Raw genomic sequence first — 16,776 nt, forward strand, 5'->3', positions numbered from 1 at the left:
CGTCTCTGCGGACCGGCGGGACCGAGAAGCCATCGAGTTCTCCAGGGGGAGAGTTGCGCAGACACGTGAGAAACGCGTGCATACCGGCGGTCGCCACCGCCGTGGCCGTGGCACTGGCGGCGGGCATGACCTCGTCCGCCGTCGCCCAGCCGGATCCGAGGGGGGCATCCGGCGCCCGGGCCCAGGACCGTTCCCAGGACGGGGAGTTGCGTCAGCTGACCCTCGTCACCGGCGACCGGGTCACCGTCGACGCCCAGGGCAAGCCGGTCGCGTTCCGGCCCGCGAAGGGCCGCGAGCACATTCCGGTCCAGCGGATGAGCACCAAGGGGCACACGCTCGTCATCCCCGCCGACGCCCACCGGCTGATCGTCTCCGGCAAGCTCGACCGACGGCTGTTCGACGTCACCGAGCTGAGCCGCCCGGAGAACCTCCGGGCCCAGCGGGACGGCCTGAAGCTGATCGTCGGCTACCGGGGCAAGCAGGCCGCCACCGCGAAGGCGCAGGTCCGCGACGCGGGCTCCACCGAGGTCGGCCGGAGTCTGCGGTCGCTGAACGCCGAGTCGCTGACCACGCCGACCGCCGACGCCCCGGCCATCTGGAAGGCGCTCACCGACCGGCGCGCCGGGGGCGAGCGGGTCACCACCGCCGCCGGAATCGACCGGGTCTGGCTGGACGGCGTACGGAAGGCGAGCCTCGACAAGAGCGTCCCGCAGATCGGCGCCCCGGAGGCGTGGAAGGCCGGATTCACCGGCAAGGGCGTCAAGATCGCGGTCCTGGACACCGGGACGGACGCCACCCACCCCGACCTCAAGGGCCAGATCCTCGCGGAGAAGAACTTCAGCGCCGCCAAGGACACCAAGGACCGGGTCGGCCACGGCACGCACGTCGCCTCGATCGCGGCGGGCACCGGCGCCAAGTCGGGCGGGAAGTTCAAGGGCGTGGCCCCGGACGCCAAGCTGCTCGCGGGCAAGGTGCTCGACGACGACGGCTACGGCGAGGACTCCGGCATCCTGGCCGGGATGGAGTGGGCGGTCGCCCAGGGCGCCGACATCGTCAACCTGAGCCTGGGCGGGCCCGACACCCCTGAGGTGGACCCGCTGGAGGCGGCGGTCGACAAGCTGTCGGCCGAGAAGGGCGTCCTGTTCGCCATCGCCGCGGGCAACGAGGGCGACGGCGCGGGCACGGTGGGCTCGCCGGGCAGCGCGAACGCCGCGCTGACCGTGGGCGCGGTCGACGACCAGGACAAGCTGGCGGACTTCTCCAGCCGCGGCCCTCGGATCGGGGACGGGGCGGTCAAGCCCGATGTGACGGCCCCCGGCGTGGACACCACGGCGGCCATCCCGTCCGACTCGCTGATCGCGAAGGAGGTGGGCGAGAACCCCGCCGGCTACGCGACGATCTCGGGTACGTCGATGGCCACCCCGCATGTGGCGGGCGCGGCCGCGTTGCTCAAGCAGCAGCACCCCGACTGGTCGTACAGCGAGCTGAAAGGCGCGCTGACCGCGTCCACGAAGCCCGGTGCGTACAACCCGTTCCAGCAGGGTTCCGGCCGGATCGCGGTGGACCGTGCCATCGCCCAGACCGTCGTCGCCGACCCGGTCTCGGTGAGCTTCGGGGTGCAGCAGTGGCCGCACACCGACGACGAGCCGGCCACCGAGAAGGTCACGTACCGCAACCTCGGTACGAGCGACGTCACCCTCGATCTGAAGGTGACGGGCACCGGCCCGTCGGGGAAGCCCGCTCCGGCCGGCTTCTTCACGCTCGGCACGGACCGGGTCACCGTCCCGGCGGGCGGCACGGCGGAAGCCACGCTGACCGCCGACACCCGGCTCGGCGGCACCGCCGACGGCACGTACTCCGCGTACCTGGTGGCCACCGGCGGCGGGCAGACCGTGCGCACGGCCGCCGCGGTCGAGCGCGAGGAGGAGAGCTACGAGGTCACCGTCAAGCACCTCGGGCGGGACGGCCGTCCGGCCGCCTACGCGGACAGCACGCTCTTCCGCTTCGGCGCCGGGGCGGGCGACCCGTTCCTGAGCCCGCAGGTCGTCGACGGCACCGCGAAGATCCGGGTGCCCAAGGGCACGTACGTGGTCAACTCCACGGTCTACGACGACCCGGACGACGTCACCAAGGGCGCCGACTGGATCGCCCAGCCGAAGATCGCGATCACCAAGAACACCACGCTGACGTTCGACGCCCGCAAGGCGAAGCCGGTGAACGTCACCGTTCCGGACGCCAAGGCGAAGAGCCGGCTGTTCTCCCCGGACTACGTGGTGGAGACGGCGACCGACGCCGTCTCGTTCGGCTGGGTGATGGACTCGCCGGCCGGCATGCGCACGCTCCACGCCGGTCCGAAGATCACCGACGGTTCGCTCGCCCAGCACTGGTCGGGCACCTGGAGCAAGGGCGCGTCGACCGAGTACGACATCGCGGTGGGCGGCAAGGTCAAGCAGCTCGCGACCGGCTACAGCCGGAAGTTCACGGCCGGACAGCTGGCCAAGGTGAAGATCGCCATGGGCGCCTCCGCACCGAAGAAGAAGGGCGAGATCACCGCCTGGGGCAACCTGCCCACGCAGGGCGGAAACTGGGCCACCGCGATCGAGCAGAAGCTGCCCGGCACCCGCACGCTGTACCTCTCCACCGCGGACAAGGTGGCCTGGAGCTTCGACTTCAACCAGATCGGTCCCGCCGACGCGGACGGCTGGCCGACGTACGAGGCCAACTACCAGATCGGCAAGGAGGCGAAGTACAAGCCGGGCAAGGCCTACGCGAAGACGGTGAACACCGCGGTGTTCGGGCCGCTGGTGAGCAAGGACTTCGGCATCTTCCGTGAGGGCAACGAGATCGGCGGCGTCCTCCCGCTGCTGGCGGACGGCCGGGGCAACGCGGGCGGGGTCGCGCTCTCGTCGGTCAAGACCGTCCTGTACCGCAACGGCAAGAAGCTCGGCCAGAACAGCGACCCGCTGGCGGGCGGAGAGGTCTTCCGGGTACCGGCCGGCGCGGCCGACTACAGGCTGACGACCTCGGTCAAGCACAGCGCGAAGATCAGCCCGCTCTCCACCCGGGTGGACGCGGCCTGGACGTTCCGCTCCAAGAAGACCACGTCCACGATGCTGCCCGTCTCCACCGTCCGGTTCACCCCGGCCGTGGGCGCGGACGGCCGGGTCAAGGCGGGCAGGACCGTCTCGGTGCCGGTGAAGGTCCACGGCGCGGCCGCGGGCAAGAACCTGAAGTCGCTGAAGACGTACGTCAGTTACAACGGCGGCAAGACCTGGAAGAAGGTCACCGTCAAGAAGGGCAAGATCACCGTCAAGAACCCGGCCAAGGGCAAGGCGATCTCGTTCGCCGCCAAGGTCACCGACAAGAAGGGCAACACCTCGTCGGTGAAGATCTACAGCGCGTACCTGGGCAAGTAACGGGCGCTCGCGGGTAGTTCACCCCGCACACGACGGCGGCCCGCCGCACGGATCCTCTCCGTGCGGCGGGCCGTCCGCGTGTCAGCTGACCGGGAAGACGCCGGTGTCGAGCACCAGCCCGAACGGCTCGGGAAGGGTCAGTTTCCGCCCGTACTCGACCGTTTCCAGCACCCGATACGTACCACCCTCCGGCTCCCCGTACAGCGTCGCGGTCGGACGGCCGGAGTGCCAGGGGTCGAGGAGCAGGAACAGCTCCACCCCTGCCTTGGCGTAGCCGTTCACCTTGCTGACGCGATCGTGGTTGGCGTTGGAACGGGAGGTGATCTCGGCGACGAGCAGGGCCTCTTCGGCGGGGACGGTGTTGCCCGGCCCGGAGGCCACCGCACGGGGGGCGACCACGAGGTCGGGGATGTAGATGCCGCCCCGTCCCGGCAGCGAGAGGCCGAGGGTCTGGTAGATCCCCCAGTCCTCCGGGATGACGGAGTAGAGCCTGCGCTGGAGCAGTTCAGCGGTGGTGTTGTGATCCTTGGACGGCGGCGGCGACACGGTGACGATCTCCTCGATGATCTCCACCTTGCAGCCCTCGGGTGCGTCCGTCTCCTCCCAGATCCGGACGATGTCGTCCCAGTCCTGGCCTTGTCCCTGGCCCGGCACGGGTTCGACGGTGAGTGCGCTCATGGCGGTCTCCTCTATCGGTACGTCACCGAGTCCAGCATGCCGAACGGGACCGGTAGCAGTCCACCGATCCCGTTCACCCATATGGGGAAACCGCAGGTCAGGCGATACGTTCCCGCACCACCGGCAGCGGTGCGAACGACGTGCCGGCCGGGGCGATGTCGTATGCCTCGGGCAGCGCCTTCAGCGCGTAGTCGAACTTCTCGGGGGTGTCCGTGTGCAGCGTCATCAGGGGCTGGCCCTCGGTGACGGTGTCGCCGGGCTTGGCGTGCAGTTCGACGCCCGCGCCCGCCTGTACCGGGTCCTCCTTGCGGGCGCGGCCCGCGCCGAGGCGCCAGGCGGCGACGCCGACGTCGTAGGCGTCCAGGCGGGTCAGCACGCCGGAGGAGCGCGCGGTCACCACGTGCTGCTCGCGGGCGACCGGGAGCGTGGCGTCCGGGTCGCCGCCCTGGGCGGAGATCATCCGGCGCCAGACGTCCATGGCGGAGCCGTCGGCGAGGGCCTTCTCCGGGTCGGCGTCCTTGAGTCCGGCGGCGTCCAGCATCTCGCGGGCGAGGGCGAGGGTGAGGTCGACGACGTCCCTCGGGCCGCCGCCGGCCAGCACCTCGACCGACTCGCGGACCTCCAGCGCGTTGCCCGCGGTGAGGCCGAGCGGGGTGGACATGTCGGTGAGCAGCGCGACCGTGCGCACACCGCTGTCGGTGCCGAGCGCGACCATGGTGGAGGCCAGTTCGCGGGCGTCCTCGATGGTCTTCATGAAGGCGCCGGAGCCGACCTTGACGTCCAGGACGAGCGCCCCGGTGCCCTCGGCGATCTTCTTGGACATGATCGAGCTGGCGATCAGCGGGATCGCCTCGACGGTGCCGGTGACGTCGCGCAGCGCGTACAGCTTCTTGTCGGCGGGGGCCAGTCCGTCACCGGCGGCGCAGATGACCGCGCCGGTGGTGTCGAGGACGTTCAGCATCTCCGCGTTGGAGATGTGGGCCCGCCAGCCGGGGATGGACTCCAGCTTGTCCAGGGTGCCGCCGGTGTGGCCGAGGCCCCGGCCGCTGAGCTGCGGCACGGCCGCGCCGCAGGCGGCGACCAGCGGGGCGAGCGGCAGGGTGATCTTGTCGCCGACGCCGCCGGTGGAGTGCTTGTCGGTGGTCGGGCGGGAGAGCGCGTCGAAGTTCATCCGCTCGCCGGAGGCGATCATCGCGGCGGTCCAGCGGGCGATCTCGGTGCGGTTCATCCCGTTGAGCAGGATCGCCATGGCGAGGGCGGACATCTGCTCGTCGGCGACCTCGCCGCGGGTGTAGGCGTCGATGACCCAGTCGATCTGCTCGGGGGTCAGCTCGCCTCGGTCCCGCTTGGTGCGGATGACGGAGATGGCGTCCATGGGAATCCTTCCGGCCGGGTGCGTACGCAAGAGTCCGAACTGACTCTACGCGCATAGAGAGAGGGAAGAGCGGTGGCCCTTCCGCGAAAGGGGAAGGGCCACCGCCGAGAAGTACGGGGTTCAGCCGAGGTGCTGCGGGCCGAACGACTGGGGCAGCATCTCGTCCAGCGTGCGCCGCCCGTCGGGCGTCTCCAGGAGCAGCTCCGGGCCGCCGAACTCGTACAGCAGCTGCCGGCACCTGCCGCACGGCACCAGGATCGCCCCGGTGCCGTCCACACAGGTGAAGTGGGTCAGCCGCCCGCCGCCGGTGGCCTGGAGCGTGGAGACCAGACCGCACTCGGCGCAGAGCGAGAGGCCGTAACTGGCGTTCTCCACGTTGCAGCCGGTGATCGTGCGGCCGTCGTCCACCCGGGCGGCGACACCGACCGGGAAGCCCGAGTAGGGGGCGTACGCACGGGACATGGCGTCCCGGGCCGCGACCCGCAGGGCCTCCCAGTCGGCCTCGCCGAATGCGTCGGAGGACGTGCCTCCGGCGGCGGGCGGCGTCACTTGCCCTCGCCCTTGCGGTACGGCACGCCGTCCGCCTTGGGCATCCGCAGCCGCTGCGCGGAGAGCGAGAGGACCAGGAGCGTCGTGACGTACGGGGCGGCGTCGACGAACTGGCTCGGCACCTGGTCGGTCAGGAAGTACCAGGTGAACAGCAGCGCCGAGACGGCCGCCGAGATCACCGCGGCGACGTACTTCTTCCGGTACAGCTGCCAGAACACCGCGATGACCAGCAGGATCGCCAGCAGGAGCAGCATCGCGTGGACGTTCTCCGCACCGCCGCGCAGCTTGAGGCTGTCGGTGAAGCCGAAGAGCCCGGCGCCCAGCGCCATGCCGCCCGGCATCCAGTTGCCGAAGATCATCGCGGCGAGGCCGATGTAGCCGCGGCCGCCGGTCTGGCCCTCCTGGTAGATGCCGGTGGCGACGATCGCGAGGAACGCGCCGCCCAGGCCCGCCAGACCGCCGGAGACCGTGACGGCGATGTACTTGTACTTGTACACGTTGACGCCGAGGGTCTCGGCGGCCACCGGGGACTCGCCGCAGGAGCGCAGCCGCAGCCCGAACGGCGTGCGCCACAGGATCCACCAGGTGGCGGGGATCAGCAGCAGGGCGACGACGGTCAGCAGGGAGAGCCCGGTGACCAGGCCGCCGAGGATGCCCGCGATGTCGGAGATCAGGAACCAGTGCTGTTGTTGCAGGTCCTGCAACCAGTCCGAGAGCCCTGGGATGGTGATCTTGTCGATCGGATCGATGCGCGGGGACTGCTTGGAGGAGCCGCCCTGGATGCCGTCGAAGGCGAAGTTGGAGAGGTAGCGGGTGACGCCGACGGCGAGGATGTTGATGGCCACACCGGAGACGATGTGGTTCACGCCGAAGGTGACGGTGATGACCGCGTGCAGCAGGCCGCCGAGGCAGCCGCCGAGGATGCCGAAGAGGACACCGACCCACGGGCCCCACTGGAACCCGGCCCAGGCGCCGAACCAGGTGCCCAGGACCATCATGCCTTCGAGGCCGATGTTGACGACGCCCGCGCGCTCGGCCCACAGGCCGCCGAGCCCGGCGAGGCCGATCGGGACGGCCAGTTCCAGGGCTCCGGCGACCTGGCCGACCGAGGTGACGTCGTTGGCGCCGCTGATGAGGCGCACCAGGGAGACCAGGGCGAGCGCGCCCGCGATGATCAGGAGGACGACGGGCAGGGAGAGCTTGCGGCGGCCGCCGCCCTTGGTGGGGGCGACGCGTGCGGCGGTGGCTTTGCTCGTGCTCACAGGGCCGCCTCCTTCTCGGTCTTGATGGCATGGCCGGCGGCGAGCTCCTCGCCGACCTTCTGCTGCTGGCGGCGGATGCCGTACCGGCGGACCAGCTCGTAGGAGACGACGACCGAGATCACGATCAGGCCCTGCATGATCGTGGCGATCTCCTTCTCGTACCCGTACTGGTCGAGCGAGGCCGACGACTTGTCCAGGAAGGCGATCAGCAGGGCGCTGAAGGCGATGCCGAGCGGGTTGTTGCGGCCCAGCAGCGCGATGGTGATGCCGGTGAAGCCGATACCCGTGGGGAAGTCGAGGCTGTAGGTGTGGGTGTCGCCGAGCAGGGTCGGCATACCGGCCAGGCCCGCGACCGCACCGGAGATCAGCATCGAGGTGAGGATCATCTTCTTGGCGTCCACACCGGACGCCTGGGCGGCGCTCTCGCTGGCGCCGGTGGCGCGCAGGTCGAAGCCGAACCGGGTGTGGTTCAGCACGAACCAGTACAGGAGGCCGCAGCCCGCGGCGACGAACGTGAAGCCGTAGATCTCCCCGGCCTGGTCGCCCATCGGCAGCCCCGGGAACCAGCCGGACTCGGCGATCTCACCGGTGGTCAGGTTGTTGGATCCCGCGGGCTGCTCGCCGAAGTTCTTCGGCAGGATCAGCCAGGCGACCAGGGCGGTGGCGATCGAGTTGAGCATGATCGTCGAGACGACCTCGCTCACCCCGCGGGTGGTCTTGAGGAAGCCCGCGATGCCCGCCCAGAACGCGCCCACGAGCATCGCGACGATCACGATCAGCGCGATGTGCAGCGGCCCCGGCAGGCTGACGCTCGCGCCGACCAGCGCGGCCATCATGGCGGCGAGGCGGTACTGCCCGTCGACGCCGATGTTGAAGAGGTTCATCCGGAAGCCGACGGCCACGGCGAGTGCGGCGAGGTAGTACGTACCGGCCTGGTTGACGATCAGGACCTGTACGTCGACGTAGCTGGCCGACTCGAACATGATCCGGTACGGCTCGAAGGGGTTCCGGCCGGAGGCGAGCAGCACCACGGTCGTCAGCGCGAGGGCGACGACCAGGGCGAGCACCGGGCCGGCGAAGCCCAGGATCAGCCGGTCCTTGTCGAATTTCTTCATCGGGCCTCGTCCTCCGGGCTTTCGAGGTGACCGGTGGCGGCGCCGGTCATGGCCGAGCCCAGTTCCTCCGGGGTGATGGTGGCCGGGTCGGCGTCGGCGACCAGTCGGCCGCGGTACATGACGCGCAGGGTGTCGGAGAGCCCGATCAGTTCGTCCAGGTCGGCCGAGATCAGCAGGACGGCCAGCCCTTCGCGGCGGGCCTCGCGGATCTGGTCCCAGATCTGCGCCTGCGCGCCGACGTCCACGCCACGGGTGGGGTGGGCGGCGATCAGGAGCTTGGGCGCGTGGCTCATCTCGCGGCCGACGATCAGCTTCTGCTGGTTGCCGCCGGAGAGGGAGGCCGCGGTGACCTCGATGCCGGGGGTGCGCACGTCGTACTCGCGCACGATCCGCTCGGTGTCGGCGCGGGCCGCCTTGTTGTCCAGCAGCCAGCCGCGGCTGTTGGGCTTCTCGGTGACGTGGCCGAGGATGCGGTTCTCCCACAGCGGGGCGTCCAGCAGGACGCCGTGGCGGTGGCGGTCCTCGGGGATGTACCCGATGCCGGCCTCGCGCCGCTTGCGGGTGGGGACCTGCGAGATGTCGTCCTGGTCGAGGGTGATCACCCCGCCGTCCGGGATGCGCATGCCGATCAGGGCCTCGATCAGCTCGGTCTGCCCGTTGCCCTCGACCCCGGCGATGCCGAGGACCTCGCCCTGGTGGATGGTGAGGTCGATGCCGGCGAGCACGTCGCGGACGGTGCCGTCGGGGTCGGTGACCGTGAGCGCCAGGTCCCGGACGCGCAGCATCGGCACGTCGGTGACGGTGGACTCGCGGGTCTCCGGCGAGGGCAGCTCGCTGCCGACCATCAGCTCGGCGAGCTGCTTGGTCGTGGTGGACGCCGGGTCGGCGGTGCCCACGGTCGTGCCGCGACGGATCACCGTGATGTCGTCGGCGACGGAGAGCACCTCGCCCAGCTTGTGCGAGATGAAGATGACGGTCAGGCCCTCGGCCTTGAGCTCGCGCAGGTTGGCGAAGAGCGCGTCGACCTCCTGCGGTACGAGGACCGCGGTCGGCTCGTCCAGGATCAGGATGCGGGCGCCCCGGTAGAGGACCTTGAGGATCTCCACGCGCTGCCGGTCGGCGACCCCGAGGTCCTCCACGAGCGCGTCGGGCCGGATGCCCAGGCCGTACGCGTCGGAGATCTCCTTGATCTTCTTCCGGGCGCCGGAGCCGATGCCGTACAGCTTCTCGCCGCCCAGGACGACGTTCTCCAGGACGGTGAAGTTGTCGGCGAGCATGAAGTGCTGGTGCACCATGCCGATGCCCCGCTCGATGGCGTCGCCCGGGTTGGAGAACGAGACCTGCTCGCCGTTGATCGCGATGGTGCCCTCGTCCGGCTTCTGCATGCCGTAGAGGATCTTCATCAGGGTGGACTTGCCGGCGCCGTTCTCACCGACGAGGGCATGGACCGTGCCCTTGCCGATCGTGATGTCGATGTCGTGGTTGGCGACGACGCCGGGGAAGCGCTTGGTGATGCCGTGCAGTTCTACGGCAGGGGGACTGCTGGACGCGTTGATGACGCACTCTCCTTGGCCGGACAGGAGCGGGGGCGGAGGGGCTGAGGGGCTCTGGGGGGCGGGGGTGAAGTTATCGCGCCGGAGGGCTGTCTACACGCGTAGCGCTGCCGAATCGTGAAACACAGGTGCACGTCACAGTCCGGACGCGGGGTCCGGACCGGGTGGGAGAGCACTGCGAGAGGCGGATCTTCTTCGGGTGGTACTGCGGAAGTTCGGGTGATGCCGCGGTGGTTCGCGTACCGCGACGGGGAGCCTGTCCGTCCGGCGGGGATGGGCCCGCGGCCCTGTCCGTCCACCGGCCGGAGTGCGGCGCGGGGACGGACAGGGCCTTGGGGAAACCAGCCGTACGGCAGGAGGCTCCGAGCTGCTTACGGAGCGTTACGGAGCGGTCTTGACGGTGATCTTGCCGTCGATGATCTCCTGCTTGGCCTTGTCGACGGCCGCGATGACGTCGGTCATCTTGACGAACGCCGGGTTGGACATCGACAGGCCGACGCCGTCCTTGTCCAGGCCGTAGCGGATCTCACCGGTGGTCGGCTTGCCGTCCTGGACCGACTTGATCAGGTTGAACACCGAGTCCTCGACGTCCTTGGTGACCGAGGTCAGGATGGACTCCTTGTAGGCCGCGAGGCCCTTCTGCTTGTACTGGTCGGAGTCGACGCCGATGTTCCACTTGCCGGCCTTGGAGGCGGCCTCGATGGCACCGGAACCGGCCAGACCGGCGGCCGAGTAGATCACGTCGGCCTTCTTGTCGAGCTGGCCCTGGGCGGCGGCCTTGCCGAGGTCGGGCTTGGAGAAGCCGTCGAAGTTCGGCGGCTGGGTCAGGTACTGCGGGAGGACCTTGACCGAGGGGTCGGTGTCCTTGGCGCCCTGGATGAAGCCCGCCTCGAACTTCTTGATCAGCGGGGTCTCGACACCGCCGATGAAGCCGATCGTCTTCGTCTTGGTGACCTTGGCGGCGGCGACGCCGGCGAGGTAGGAGCCCTGCTCCTCGTTGAAGACGATGTTGGCGATGTTGTCGCCGGTCACCGAGGCGTCGTCGATGATGCCGAAGGTGGTCTTCGGGAACTTCGGCGCGACCTTCTTGATCGCGGGGGCGTAGGCGAAGCCGACGCCGATCACCGGGTTGTTGCCGGCGCGGGCCAGCTCGGTGAGGCGCTGGACCTTGTCCGCGTCACCCTCACCGTCGGAGGGCTCGGCCTCGCTGCCCTGGACGTCGAGTTCCTTCTCCGCCTTGGCGAGTCCGGCGTAGGCGGCGTCGTTGAACGACTGGTCGCCGCGGCCGCCGATGTCGTACGCGATGGCGGCCTTGTCGCCGCCCGAGTCGGAACCGGCGTCCGACGATGATTTTCCGCCACAGGCGGTGACACTGAGAGCAAGCGCCGCAGACGCAATGCCCACGGTGGTGATCCTGGTGATCCGGCGCAAGGGAAGGCTCCTTCAAACCTGACCGAAGCGCCTCTTCCGGCGCTGGTTTCGCGGCGATCGTAACGCGCGTAGATGTCAGATAAGAGCACGTACGGAAGCCGTTATCGGATCGTCGTGAACAGAAGGCCTCCCGCAGGTCCACGAACGGCCTACGAAGACTGTGTCAACGCTCCGCTAACGGTTCCCGTCGAACAGCGCCGCGGCGGTGAACAGCTCGACCCCCACGGTGATGGCTTCCTCGTCCACGTCGAAGTTGCCCCGGTGCAGGTCGAGCCCGCGCGTGTCGCCCGGGGTCCTGACGCCGAGCCGGGCCATCGCGCCGGGCACCCGCTCCAGGTACCAGGAGAAGTCCTCGCCGCCCAGGCTCTGCTCGGTGTCCTCGATCGCATACGATCCGCGGCGCTCGGTCATCGCGGCGTCCAGCAGGCCGATGCTCTCGGCGTCGTTCACCACGGGCGGCACACCGCGCACGTAGTTGACGACGGTCTTGGCCCGGTGCATTCCGGCCACCTCGTCGATGGCGGCGTGCACCAGGTCGGGGGCCGCGCGCCAGGCGTCCAGGTCCAGGCAGCGGACGGTGCCGGAGAGCTCGGCGTGCTGCGGGATGACGTTGGGGGCGTGCCCGGTCTCCAGTCGCCCCCACGTCACCGCGAGCCCGGAGCGGGCGTCGACCCGGCGGGCGAGCAGCGCGGGCACGTCGACGGCGATCCGGGCGGCGGCGGTGACCAGGTCGGTGGTCAGGTGCGGCCGGGCGGTGTGCCCGCCGGGCCCGTCGAGCGTGACCTCCAGGCGGTCGCAGGCCGAGGTGATGGCCCCGATCCGCAGCCCGATCCGCCCGACGTCCACCTTCGGGTCGCAGTGCACGCCGATGATCCGCCCGACGCCCTCCAGCACCCCGGACTCGATGGCGTCGACCGCACCTCCGGGCAGGACCTCCTCGGCGGGCTGGAAGATCAGCCGCACGGCGTTGGGCAGCAGCCCCTCCCGGTCGAGCCCGGCGAGCACGAGCCCCGCCCCGAGCACGGTGGTGGTGTGCACGTCGTGCCCGCAGGCGTGCGCCCGGTCGGGCACGGTGGACCGGTAGGGCACGCCCGCCTTGGTGTCCGGGATCGGCAGCGCGTCGATGTCCGCCCGCAACGCCAGCATGGGCGTCACCCCGTCCCACTCCCCCACATCGCACATGACCCCGGTCCCGACGGCGAGAACCTTCGGCTTCAGCCCGGCCTTCTCCAGCCGGTCCTTGATGGCCGCGGTGGTGCGGAACTCCTGGTTGCCCAGCTCGGGATGCATGTGCATGTCCCGGCGGAAGGCGATCAGCTCGGCACGCAGTTCGTCGGAGAGTCTGCCGGGCAGCGCACCTCCCCCGGGCTGGCCGGCCGGGTGGTGGGGGCGGGAGGCGCGGGACTTCAACTGGTTCACCTTATGAAGCGTAGGCCCCCTGCCCCCTCAACTGGCCACAGATCAACAAAACTTCAGCCGCTCAGGCGAACAAATTTCCTGTGAGGACGTGTGACGCTGGGTGGTTGCGGGTATACCCGTTCGCCTTCCGCACCGGGGTCCGCGCCCTTGCGGGAAAGGCGCGGGACACACGGCGAGAGCCTTCATAGGATCGCGAAGAAATCATGAACATCCTGTGAGGAGCCCCATGAACAGTCGGCCCGACTCCGCCCCGGACGGAATGAGACGGAACAGAAGGGGACGGCTCCGTCACGGCACGCTCCTGGTGGCCGTCGCCGCGTCCCTCGGTACGGTCGCCGCCCTGGCCCCGCCCGCCGCGGCCGCGCCGGGCCTCTCCCGTACCACCGCGTCCGCCGACCGCGCGCGCCCGGCGAACACACCTCCCGAGATACCGGACCGCCTGGCCACGAGCCCCGCGACCGCGTGCGCGGGCGGATTCATCGGCAACACCCCGACGACTCTCATGGCCCGGGTGCAGGACGCCGACTCGCCCTCCCTCACCGCACAGTTCCAGGTCTTCGACGCCGGCAACACGGCCCCGGTGGCCGAGCGTTCGGTGGCCGCCACGACGGGCGGCACCGCCGCCGCCTCTTCGATCGACCTGCCTTCCGGCGACTACCGCTGGCGGGTCCGGGCCACGGACTCCGGGGGAGCCGCCTCCGCCTGGACCGGTTTCTGCGCCTTCTCGGTCGACCGCGTACGTCCGGACCGGCCGCCGACCGTCGTGTCGGAGGAGTTCCCCGACGGGGACGCCGGATGGCCGGCGGACACCGGGGACGCCCGCACTCCCGGCACCTTCACCCTGGGCTCCAACGGCGTCGAGGACGTCGTCTCCTACGTCTGGTCCAGCACCTTCGACCCGCAGCAGCGGGAGGTGTCCGTCTCCCCCGGTGGGACGGCGGACGTGACGGCCACGCCGCTGACCGGCGGCCCGCACATGCTGTACGTCCACAGCGTCGACCGCTCCGGCAATCGCTCGGACACGACCACGTACCGCTTCTACGCCCGGGGCATCACCACACCCGACGCCCCCGGCGACCTCAATGGAGACGGCGCCAAGGACATCTGGAGCCTGGACGACCGGGGCGAGCTGCTCACCTACGCGGGCCGGGGCGACGGAACCTTCGCCCCGGCGACCGACGCCGGGCTGACCGCGCCCGGGGCCGACACCGCCTACCGGACCGACTGGGACAACGACGGATACGTCGACCTGGTGACGCTGGAGTACAACCCCAACACGCGGCGGAAGCAGCTCTGGGTCCATCCCAACAGCGGCCTGGGGAGGGTCGACGGCACCCGGGGCCGGCAGCTCCTGACGGTCGACTGCCCGGTCCCGGACGAGGACTACGGCTGTGTGGGCGAGCCCGGCTGGACCGGCGACGACCACTGGGGCGACGCGGAGCAGGTGATCGCCCCCGGCGATCTGAACGGTGACGGCAGGAGTGATCTCCTCGTCCGGGAGGGCGGCAGGCTGTGGATCTACCACGGCATGTACGGCATGCGGCTGGATGTGCCGGTGGCGGTCGGCGGCTCGGACTGGGACGACTTCACCGTCCTCGCGCCCGGCGACCTCGACGGTGACGGCCTGGCCGACCTGTGGCTGCGCGACAACGCCACCGGCGACCTCCACAGCGTGCGCGGCGGCAGCGGCACGGACGGTGCACCGGACCCCGCCGTCTGGGGCGACCCCGCGAACCGCGTGCTGATCGGCACCGGTTTCACCGTGGCCGCCCGTCCGGTGCTGGACACGGTCGGCGACCTCGACGGCGACGGTCTCGCCGATCTGCACGGCCGTACGCAGGACGGCACCCTGACGTTGTGGCCGGGCCGCGTGGCGGCGGACGGCGGCTTCGGCTTCGGGGAGGGACGGGCGATCGGGTGACTCCCCCGGATCGGCCGGGTGTTCCCCCGAGGATCGCCTGACTCCCCCGGGGCCGCCGGCGCGCCGGCGGCCCTCAGGTCGCCACCGACGACAGCCGCTGCACCCCCCGGGCCGTCTCCGTGACCCCGCTCAGGAAGCCCTGGGCGCGGGGCGAGGCCGTGGCGCGGAGCCATTCCGGGGCGATGTCGCAGACCGCGACGTTCACGCCCGTGCCGGCCAGGGCCAGCGGGAGGGTGTGGACGACCGTGGAGGGGAAGCTGACGATCGTGCGGCCGATGGGGCCCCGGCGGGCGATGAGTTCCAGGGGGAGGTCGGGGCGGACGATCTCCAGGCCGGTGGCGGCTTCCAGGGCGTGGAGTTTCTCGGCGGACTCGCGCCGGTGGGCGAAGTAGCGGGTGGCACCGTGGGTGCGGGCCAGGGCCGCGACCGCCTCCTGGTACGGGACGGGGTCGACGACGCCCGTCTCGACCAGGGAGGTGCCGACCAGGTCCGCGCCCTTGCCGATGCTGGGCGGGCCGAAGCGGGCGCGGGTCCAGGCGAAGGTGTTCCGGGTGACCGCGATGCCGGACGGAGCCTCGACCGGCATCGCGGTGAACACCTCGACCGTGTGGTTCGCCGTCGGGGTGAAGCGGCGGCGGGCCGTCGCCGTGACCGGGGCCAGGACCAGTTCGCGCGGTCCCGTGCGGCCCCGGCGGTGCCAGCGCGTCAGGCGCTCGCCCCGGGCCAGCTGGGCGACGAACTCCATGGTGGCCGTGCCGTCGTCGACCACCGTGAGGCGATCGGCGCGGACCAGGGTCAGCAGGAGCTGCACATAGCGGGAGAACGGGTCGCCGATCACTATGTGGTCCGCGCGCCGGACCAGGCCGGCCAGGGCGCGCAGGGCCTTCAGGGGCGCGCCGGAGTCCCCGCGCGCCTCCTGCCAGCGGACGGCGATGCCCTCGTCGCGGGCCAGCTCCGCCATCCGGCGCAGCTGACCGCGCGACATCGGGTCGACCGGGGGGAGGACGACGACCGTGGTGGCGGTCGGGTCGTCTCCCCCCTGGGTGTGAACCCACTCCAGGACGTTCAGGAGCTGGACCGGGCTCTCGACGAAGGCGAGGTTCACCGGTCGGCGCTCAGACCGCGACCGGCTCGGGGGCCGGCGCGTTCTCGGTCTCGGCGACGACGCCCGCGACCCGGCGGAGCTTCTTCATCGGGCCGAGCTCGGACTCGTACACCTTCTTGACGCCGTCGCCGAGCGACTGCTCGATGGTGCGGATGTCGCGGACCAGGCGGGTCAGGCCCTGCGGCTCGACGGAGGCGGCCTGGTCGGAGCCCCACATGGCGCGGTCCAGGGTGATGTGGCGCTCGACGAACGTGGCGCCGAGCGCGACGGCCGCGAGGGTCGTCTGCAGGCCGGTCTCGTGGCCGGAGTAGCCGATCGGGACGTTGGGGAACTCCTGCTGGAGGGTGTTGATGACCCGCAGGTTCAGCTCCTCGGCCTTCGCCGGGTACGTGGAAGTGGCGTGGCAGAGAAGGATGTTGTCCGAACCGAGGACCTCGACCGCGTGGCGGATCTGCTTCGGGGTCGACATGCCGGTGGAGAGGATGACCGTGCGGCCGGTGGCGCGCAGGGCGCGCAGCAGCTCGTCGTCGGTGAGGGAGGCGGAGGCCACCTTGTGCGCGGGGACGTCGAACTTCTCCAGGAAGGCGACGGCCTCGGTGTCCCACGGGGAGGCGAACCAGTCGATGCCGCGCTTGGCGCAGTGCTCGGCGATGGCGGTGTACTCGGCCTCGCCGAACTCGACGCGGTGGCGGTAGTCGATGTACGTCATCCGGCCCCAGGGGGTGTCGCGCTCGATGTCCCACTGGTCGCGGGGGGTGCAGATCTCCGGGGTGCGCTTCTGGAACTTGACGGCGTCGCAGCCGGCTTCGGCGGCGGCGTCGATCAGCGCGATGGCGTTGTCGAGCTCACCGTTGTGGTTGATGCCGATCTCACCCGTGATGTAGACGGGGTTGCCGGGGCCGGCGGTGCGGGTGCCGAAGGTGCGCAGGCGGGAGGTGCTCATGGTGGTGCT

Annotated in this window: 12 protein-coding genes; 2 read left to right on the forward strand and 10 right to left on the reverse strand. The window is 70.6% G+C overall.

The window, feature by feature from the left end; genetic code table 11:
- Nucleotides 1–65 precede the first annotated feature (65 nt).
- Nucleotides 66–3,416, forward strand: a complete 3,351-nt coding sequence (locus tag IE272_RS08430; RefSeq protein ID WP_444544789.1) for a S8 family peptidase — start codon at nucleotides 66–68, stop codon at nucleotides 3,414–3,416.
- 81 nt (nucleotides 3,417–3,497) lie between these two features.
- On the opposite strand, the gene IE272_RS08435 is transcribed toward IE272_RS08430, so the two are convergent.
- The 8 genes from IE272_RS08435 to IE272_RS08470 all read right to left on the reverse strand — a co-directional run bounded on the left by IE272_RS08435 (nucleotide 3,498) and on the right by IE272_RS08470 (nucleotide 12,789).
- Nucleotides 3,498–4,094, reverse strand: coding sequence for a Uma2 family endonuclease (locus tag IE272_RS08435; protein WP_190006539.1), 597 nt, complete (start codon nucleotides 4,092–4,094; stop codon nucleotides 3,498–3,500).
- A 97-nt stretch (nucleotides 4,095–4,191) separates the two neighbouring features.
- Nucleotides 4,192–5,469, reverse strand: coding sequence for a thymidine phosphorylase (locus IE272_RS08440; protein ID WP_097932742.1), 1,278 nt, complete (start codon nucleotides 5,467–5,469; stop codon nucleotides 4,192–4,194).
- A gap of 120 nt (nucleotides 5,470–5,589) precedes the next feature.
- Nucleotides 5,590–6,018, reverse strand: a complete 429-nt coding sequence (locus tag IE272_RS08445) for a cytidine deaminase (protein ID WP_050360218.1) — start codon at nucleotides 6,016–6,018, stop codon at nucleotides 5,590–5,592.
- Nucleotides 6,015–7,280 (reverse strand): ABC transporter permease, encoded by a 1,266-nt coding sequence (locus IE272_RS08450; RefSeq protein WP_007458902.1) that lies wholly within the window; start codon nucleotides 7,278–7,280, stop codon nucleotides 6,015–6,017. The genes IE272_RS08445 and IE272_RS08450 overlap by 4 nt, the downstream gene beginning before the upstream one ends.
- Nucleotides 7,277–8,395, reverse strand: coding sequence for an ABC transporter permease (locus IE272_RS08455; RefSeq protein WP_050360219.1), 1,119 nt, complete (start codon nucleotides 8,393–8,395; stop codon nucleotides 7,277–7,279). Before IE272_RS08455 ends, IE272_RS08450 begins: the two co-directional genes overlap by 4 nt.
- The gene (locus tag IE272_RS08460) at nucleotides 8,392–9,975 is read right to left on the reverse strand and encodes an ABC transporter ATP-binding protein (protein WP_056702554.1); all 1,584 of its coding nucleotides are present in this window, start codon (nucleotides 9,973–9,975) and stop codon (nucleotides 8,392–8,394) included. Before IE272_RS08460 ends, IE272_RS08455 begins: the two co-directional genes overlap by 4 nt.
- 354 nt (nucleotides 9,976–10,329) lie before the next feature.
- The gene (locus IE272_RS08465) at nucleotides 10,330–11,379 is read right to left on the reverse strand and encodes a BMP family lipoprotein (protein WP_050360221.1); all 1,050 of its coding nucleotides are present in this window, start codon (nucleotides 11,377–11,379) and stop codon (nucleotides 10,330–10,332) included.
- 174 nt (nucleotides 11,380–11,553) lie between these two features.
- A complete protein-coding gene (locus IE272_RS08470; RefSeq protein WP_050360222.1) occupies nucleotides 11,554–12,789 on the reverse strand; it encodes an amidohydrolase in 1,236 nt (411 codons plus the stop codon).
- 235 nt (nucleotides 12,790–13,024) lie between these two features.
- On the opposite strand from IE272_RS08470, the gene IE272_RS08475 reads away from it, so the two are divergent.
- Entirely contained in the window at nucleotides 13,025–14,719 is a 1,695-nt protein-coding gene (locus IE272_RS08475; RefSeq protein ID WP_079045328.1) for an FG-GAP repeat domain-containing protein, read from the forward strand.
- 73 nt (nucleotides 14,720–14,792) lie between these two features.
- On the opposite strand, the gene IE272_RS08480 is transcribed toward IE272_RS08475, so the two are convergent.
- Both IE272_RS08480 and IE272_RS08485 read right to left on the reverse strand, forming a co-directional pair.
- Nucleotides 14,793–15,824: a hypothetical protein gene (locus IE272_RS08480; RefSeq protein WP_050360224.1), complete on the reverse strand. Its 1,032-nt coding sequence runs from the start codon at nucleotides 15,822–15,824 to the stop codon at nucleotides 14,793–14,795.
- A 10-nt stretch (nucleotides 15,825–15,834) separates the two neighbouring features.
- Complete coding sequence (locus IE272_RS08485) at nucleotides 15,835–16,767, reverse strand: N-acetylneuraminate synthase family protein (protein ID WP_007458916.1); 933 nt, start codon at nucleotides 16,765–16,767, stop codon at nucleotides 15,835–15,837.
- Nucleotides 16,768–16,776: the final 9 nt, after the last annotated feature.

Origin of the sequence: Streptomyces anulatus (assembly GCF_014650675.1) — a bacterium.
Lineage (GTDB): Bacteria > Actinomycetota > Actinomycetes > Streptomycetales > Streptomycetaceae > Streptomyces > Streptomyces anulatus.

Bases quoted from the DNA above. Each gene is read 5' to 3' on its own strand.
- IE272_RS08475 (WP_079045328.1), top strand. From the start codon at position 13,025: ATGAACAGTCGGCCCGACTCCGCCCCGGACGGAATGAGACGGAACAGA.
- IE272_RS08455 (WP_050360219.1), bottom strand. From the start codon at position 8,395: ATGAAGAAATTCGACAAGGACCGGCTGATCCTGGGCTTCGCCGGCCCG.
- IE272_RS08435 (WP_190006539.1), bottom strand. From the start codon at position 4,094: ATGAGCGCACTCACCGTCGAACCCGTGCCGGGCCAGGGACAAGGCCAG.
- IE272_RS08485 (WP_007458916.1), bottom strand. From the start codon at position 16,767: ATGAGCACCTCCCGCCTGCGCACCTTCGGCACCCGCACCGCCGGCCCC.
- IE272_RS08440 (WP_097932742.1), bottom strand. From the start codon at position 5,469: ATGGACGCCATCTCCGTCATCCGCACCAAGCGGGACCGAGGCGAGCTG.